We start from the raw sequence: 6523 nt of genomic DNA on the forward strand, positions 1-6523 counted from the left end.
ATATTTTTTTTGAAAAGATGAATAACATGAAAAGAGTTCTTTTGTATGTACTAGCCATTGCCTTTTTGTATGGTTGTGGTGCAGGTAAAAACTTAATTTCCATCGATAAGGCTCCGGTTCAAGTCTTTATGGATTTGGTGAATGTCACTAACGATCAGGTGAAAGTAATCGTAAATCCAGGTGCCTTCACTGTAGATCAGATATCTTTTAGAATACCCAAGACGGTTCCAGGTACATATAGCAGCGATGATTATGGTCAATATATTGAAGGATTCGTAGCTTATGATTACGCTGGGGACCCTATGGAGGTTTCCAAATTGGATGTAAATACCTGGAGCGTTTCCAATGCTACAAAGTTGGATAAGGTATCCTACTTGGTAAATGATACCTTTGATACTGAAAATGAAGTGGAGGATGCCGTATTTTCCCCTGCGGGCACCAATATAGCTCAGGATTCCAACTTTATGTTGAATCTACATGGTTTTGTGGGGTATTTTGAAGGTTATAAGGAGATACCTTATCGTTTGATAATCGAAAAACCCGATGGGTTGGAAGCGGCCACTTCCCTAAACCAAATTGTCTTGGGTACTAATATTGAGGGTGGAGATGTTTTTATGGCCAATAGGTATTTTGAAATTATAGACAACCCAATTTTTTATACCAAGCCCGATAAGGAGACTTTTAAAGTGGGCGGAATTGAGGTTACCTTAAGTGTGTTCTCGCCAAATGGGGCGTATCGCGCAAGCGATTTAAGGGAACGCATGGAGCGCATGATGAGTGCCCAAAAGGCATTTTTAGGAGATATAGATGCTACGGAGAAGTACAATATTTTATTGTATCTATCCACTATGGAAGATACGGATGCTATGGGATTTGGGGCCCTGGAACACCACACGTCCACGGTAGTCATTTTGCCGGAGGCAATGCCAAAGGACAGATTGGAACAGGCAATGGTAGATGTGGTTTCGCATGAATTCTTTCACATTGTAACTCCCCTTTCCGTACATTCCAGTGAGATTCATTATTTCGATTACAATGACCCTAAAATGTCCCAACATTTATGGATGTACGAGGGTACAACTGAGTATTTTGCCAATTTGTTTCAAGTGCATGAAGGGTTGATAGATGAAGCAGAGTTTTACGAACGTATGCGAAATAAAATGTCCAATGCCAAAGGGTATGACGATTCCATGTCCTTTACCACAATGAGTAAAAATGTTTTGGAAGCTCCATATGAAAGCAATTATGCCAATGTATATGAAAAGGGAGCCCTGATAAATATGGTTTTGGACATTATAATACGGGAAAAAAGTAATGGCGAGAAGGGAGTGCTTTGGTTGATGAAGGAACTTTCCAGTAAATATGGTGTTGATGCTCCTTTTCAGGACGACCAGCTCATTGACGAAATTGTCGCTCTTACTTATCCGGAAGTAGGTGATTTTTTTAATGAACATGTCATTGGCAATACCCCAATAGATTATAACATTTATCTAGAAAAAATGGGTCTGGCCATTAATAAGGTAGAGGAGCAATCCGGATATTTTTTGCAAGGAGAAATACCTTATATCGATGTTGACCAATCCAATAATGATGCTATTTTCGTTAGAAAGGGAATCGACCTTAATTCTTTTTTCACAAGCTTAGGCGTACAAGGAGGGGATATAATAAAAAATATCAACGGGACTGCCATTACTTTGGAAACTATTAGGCCCATAATAGGACAGAGTTTTGGATGGAGTCCAGATACCACCATAACCATGGAGTTGGAAAGGGAAGGGGAAGTCATTACCGTTGAAGGGCCCGTTGGAACACCTACCATAGTGGTAAATAAAATTACACCTATGGAAAACGTTTCCTATCAGGTTAAGGAGCTCAGAAACGCTTGGTTAAAGGGGTAAAGTGGAATTGCTAAAATAAAAAATGCCCGGCATTTGCCCGGCATTTTTTTATGTTTACATCTTGAATGGTGCTTATCCTAGGGCAACTCTTTTAAATCCGGTCACTTTTAGATTTGGATCAACAGATTTAACATACTGGGCAACACTTTGCTTGCTATCCTTGATAAAATCTTGGTTGACCAATGTATTGTCCTTAAAGAATCTGTTCAATTTTCCTTTGGCAATATTATCCAACATAGCCTCTGGTTTACCTTCTTGACGAAGTTGATCTTTGGCAATTTCGATTTCCTTGTCTATAATGGATTGGTCAACACCTTCCTCGTTCAATGCGACAGGGTTCATGGCAGCAGCCTGCATGGCGACATCCTTGGCAACAACGTCTGCGCCATCAACGGAAGCTGAAAGACCTGTAAGAACGGCGATCTTGTTACCTGCATGGATATAAGATCCAACAAAAGGAGCACTTAATCTCTCAAAACCTCCTATTTCGATTTTCTCACCGATGACACCGGTTTGTTCGGTCAATTTATCCTGAACGGACATGCCTTTGAAATCAGAAGCTAGGAAAGCTTCTTTGGTGTCATGGTTTATTGCCAAATCAGCTAATTCATTGGCCAAAGTAACGAAGGAATCATTTTTGGCCACAAAGTCGGTTTCACAGTTAAGGGAAATGATTACTCCGCTAGTGTTGTCATCATTTACCTTTGCGATGGCTGCACCTTCTGAGGAATCCCTATCAGCTCTATTTGCAGCAACCTTTTGTCCTTTTTTACGAAGGATTTCGATAGCCTTGTCAAAATCACCTTCGGCTTCAACCAAGGCTTTTTTGCAGTCCATCATACCAGCTCCTGTAGTTTGTCTTAACTTATTTACTTCTGCGGCTGTAATATTTGCCATTTTCTATGTTTTTTGTTCCCTTTTTGGGAGGTTTATTTATCGATTAATATAAAAAGTTCTATTCTTCAACACCGCCTTTAACGCTATCCTGCCACTCCTTTAGTTCATCCCATTTACCATCTGCGGCCATTTGTGCTTGCTTTGGCCAAGAGGTTGGGTCTAGGTGAGCCATTCTGGAGCTGGCTTCGGTCAAGATCTCTTTCATTTCATCTGCATCTGCAGACGCGATTTTGGCAAATGTATCCAATCCGGCATTGGCAAGTGCTTCTGCCGCCTTTGGACCAACACCCTCTATTTTTGTAAGGTCATCGGCTTCAGCATCGTTGTCCTCTTTTACAGCTTCCTTGGTAGCTTCAACATCAACGGTAACGTTAGGAACTTTATCAACTACCGGTGTTGGTTTTGTATCAACTTTCGCTGGGGTTGGCTCTAAATCTTCTTTAGACTCTTTTTCTTTTTTCTTGGAGCTTTTCTCCTTTTTATCTTCGGAACCTTCGGATTTTTCTGATTTACGCTCAGCAAGACCTTCGGCAACCGCTTCGGTCACTTGAGACATAATAATCTCGATAGATTTTGAGGCGTCATCATTGGATGGAATTACAAAATCCACGTCTCTTGGATCCGAGTTGGTATCGACCATCGCAAATATTGGGATGTTCAATTTCTGGGCTTCCTTTACGGCTATGTGCTCTCTCATGGTGTCAACAATGAACAGCGCGCCAGGTAAACGGGTCATTTCTGAAATAGAACCTAAGTTTTTCTCCAATTTAGCTCTCAAACGATCTACTTGCAATCTCTCTTTTTTGGATAAGGTGTTGAAAGTACCATCTTTCTTCATCCTATCAATGGACGCCATTTTTTTAACGGCTTTACGGATAGTTACAAAGTTTGTCAACATACCGCCTGGCCATCTTTCCGTAATGTAGGGCATGTTTACATTGGATGCCTTTTCAGCAACAATGTCCTTTGCCTGCTTCTTGGTAGCGACAAAAAGAATCTTCCTGCCAGATGCAGCGATTTTGGCCAAAGCCTCGTTGGCCTCGTCCAATTTTGCAACTGTTTTGTAAAGATTGATTACGTGGATACCATTACGCTCCATGTAGATGTAAGGAGCCATGTTCGGATTCCACTTTCTGGTTAGGTGGCCAAAATGCACACCTGCTTCTAATAATTGTTTTACTTCGACTTTCGCCATTTTAAATTTAGTTTACGTTCTTTTGAAATAGCAATGACAGAGTGGTATCCCTAAACCCGGGAAGCCTTTGTCATTTAGATGCTAAACTAATCTACCTTTATTTTAAAGTGAATAAAGGATTTTTAAGTGCCCAAAACTGGACTTTCAATGAACTTGTTAATGAATATACCGGGTTTCCACCGGCACACAATAAATATAAACAAGCATCCGCCCTCTGGCGGATGCTTTGAAAATTCTTTTGATTAACGCTTGGAGAACTGGAATTTCTTACGGGCCTTTTTCTGACCGAATTTCTTACGCTCTACCATTCTTGGATCCCTTGTCAACAAACCTTCTGGTTTTAGGGTAGCCCTGTTTTCACTATCTACCTCGCACATGGCCCTGGATATGGCCAATCTAATAGCTTCAGCCTGTCCTGTGATACCGCCGCCATATACATTTACCTTAACGTCATAGTTGTCAGTAGTGTCGGTAAGGGTAAAAGGTTGTTTTACTTTATATTGCAAAGTTGCAGTTGGGAAATAATCATTTAGATCCTTATTGTTAATAGTAATGGTTCCATTTCCTTGGGAAAGATAAACTCTGGCTACAGCGGTTTTTCTTCTTCCTATTTTGTGAATTATTTCCATTTATTTAATGTCTTTTAAATTTACTGCAGTAGGTTTTTGGGCTTCTTGGCCATGTTCTGAACCAGTGTACACCTTTAAATTTCTAAAAAGCTCAGCGCCCAACTTGTTTTTTGGAAGCATTCCCTTGACGGCTTTCTCAATGATGGAGGCAGGATTTTTATCCAATAATTCCTTCGCACTGGTAAAACGCTGTCCTCCTGGATAACCCGTATATCTTTGATACGTTTTGTCTGCCCATTTGTTGCCGCTTAAGCTAATTTTTTCTGCATTGATGACAACAACATTGTCACCGCAATCCACATGTGGGGTAAAACTTGGTTTGTGCTTTCCTCTCAATAAATTAGCCACTTTTGAAGACAAACGACCCAATGTTTCTCCCTCGGCATCTACCAACAACCATTCTTTGACAACGGTTGATTTGTTGGCGGATATGGTTTTATAACTTAGTGTATCCACTGCTATTGTTTTTAACTATTATTCTTTCAATCCCGTGAAATGGGCTGCAAATGTACAATTATAAAGTTGAATTGCAAATACTTGTTTCTAAATATTTTCAGATTTTTCTATGCTCACTTTTGTGTTTGGTTGTTAAGAATTAAAATAGTGGACCCCAATACTTCCTAACAAATAGATTCATCAACTTCCATGGATTGAAATTCGACGAAGGAACCTTGTCTTCTAGGTCAAATTCCAATCGTTTCTTTTATTTTTTGCTTTCATACATTCTGAATCTAATCCTCAGGCCCCAATATTACTTTATTGGAATAGCTTTGAATAGAAAATTTTACCAGTCGTTTAACACATTTTTGGTTCAAAACTAGGTGAATTATTATCAGTACTTAATGATATCGCTGATTGTGTTAAAGCGTATTAAAATTGTCAATACTCTTAAAAGTGCGGATTTATAAGTAATTAAGGAAATAATAATTCAATTGGGACGTTCCTTACTTTTGACACCGGGTTCTTAAAGTATTTTGGTCGAACTATCTTAAATAGTTACAAATCAATCAGGTGAATATTAAAGTTTGTACAATTTTACATTAACGATAAAGAAAAATGAAAAAGACTATATTGACAACCCTTATATTGGCCTTTTTGGCAATTTCTTGTAGTTCTGACAAGGGGAATGGCCCTGAGGTGGATGTCTCTGCGAACATTGTGGGTACCTGGGATGCGACCGAGCTACGTATTGACGAAGCCACGGCCAGTGACAATGCCATTTTTGCGAGGGAAGCCCTTGCATACTTAACGGAACAAAACTGTATTATTATCACTTTACAGTTTAATGCCGATTTAACGGCGACGGCGACGAATTCAACAGACTACCTTGAGATCGATACAACCTCGGGTTTCGATATTCCTTGTCCAACAACTTTTGAAACAGAGTCCAGTACCTACACATATGAAAATAACGTAGTAAGTTTTGTAAACGTAAATGATGAAGTTGTAGAGGTAAATGTGATCATTGACGGAGATAACATGCTAGTGGATGCGGCTGATTTAAAAATACCGGAGTTCAATGAAAGCGGCCAATTGGTATTTCAGCGCAGATGAAAAAATAATTTCAATTGAGAAAACCTTCCAATGTCCTTGGGAGGTTTTTTTTGGTCTAATTCAAACGACCGGTAAATAGGTTCAAAATCAAATTATTTTTTAAATGGTATCTTTCATTCCTTCATAACTTTTTTAGATTAAGTTTGGTTTAATAAACCTTAAATGGTGAAGTGGTTTAAACTTTTTTTGGATCGAAAGACAGGGTTGCAGAGATTTGTGTTGTGAAACATAAGTCAAACCAAAACAACCCTTTATGTACTTTATTCTTGACAAAGATATGATAGAAGAATCAATAGTCGCATACCTTCCTTCACCTAGTCGTGGCTTTAACGTTACGGTACCCATGGCCG

6 protein-coding genes are annotated in these 6523 nt (G+C 39.3%); 2 read left to right on the forward strand and 4 right to left on the reverse strand.

Annotated features, from left to right (window positions below):
- Nucleotides 1-26 precede the first annotated feature (26 nt).
- On the forward strand, nucleotides 27-1898 hold the full coding sequence (locus tag BFP75_RS13895) for a peptidase M61 (protein ID WP_165776603.1): 1872 nt from the start codon (nucleotides 27-29) through the stop codon (nucleotides 1896-1898).
- Nucleotides 1899-1970: 72 nt separating this feature from the next.
- Here BFP75_RS13895 and tsf read toward each other — a convergent pair whose 3' ends face one another.
- The 4 genes from tsf to rplM all read right to left on the reverse strand — a co-directional run bounded on the left by tsf (nucleotide 1971) and on the right by rplM (nucleotide 5075).
- Complete coding sequence (gene tsf, locus BFP75_RS13900) at nucleotides 1971-2795, reverse strand: translation elongation factor Ts (RefSeq protein WP_099545972.1); 825 nt, start codon at nucleotides 2793-2795, stop codon at nucleotides 1971-1973.
- Between the two features lie 58 nt (nucleotides 2796-2853).
- On the reverse strand, nucleotides 2854-3990 hold the full coding sequence (rpsB, locus tag BFP75_RS13905; protein ID WP_099545973.1) for a 30S ribosomal protein S2: 1137 nt from the start codon (nucleotides 3988-3990) through the stop codon (nucleotides 2854-2856).
- A gap of 242 nt (nucleotides 3991-4232) precedes the next feature.
- The gene (gene rpsI, locus BFP75_RS13915; RefSeq protein ID WP_099545975.1) at nucleotides 4233-4619 is read right to left on the reverse strand and encodes a 30S ribosomal protein S9; all 387 of its coding nucleotides are present in this window, start codon (nucleotides 4617-4619) and stop codon (nucleotides 4233-4235) included.
- Entirely contained in the window at nucleotides 4620-5075 is a 456-nt protein-coding gene (rplM, locus tag BFP75_RS13920) for a 50S ribosomal protein L13 (protein WP_099545976.1), read from the reverse strand. It abuts the gene before it with no gap.
- Between the two features lie 600 nt (nucleotides 5076-5675).
- Here rplM and BFP75_RS13925 point away from each other — a divergent pair.
- Nucleotides 5676-6173 (forward strand): lipocalin family protein, encoded by a 498-nt coding sequence (locus BFP75_RS13925; protein WP_099545977.1) that lies wholly within the window; start codon nucleotides 5676-5678, stop codon nucleotides 6171-6173.
- Nucleotides 6174-6523 lie beyond the last annotated feature (350 nt).

Source organism: Maribacter sp. 4G9 (assembly GCF_002742265.1).
Classification (GTDB): domain Bacteria; phylum Bacteroidota; class Bacteroidia; order Flavobacteriales; family Flavobacteriaceae; genus Maribacter.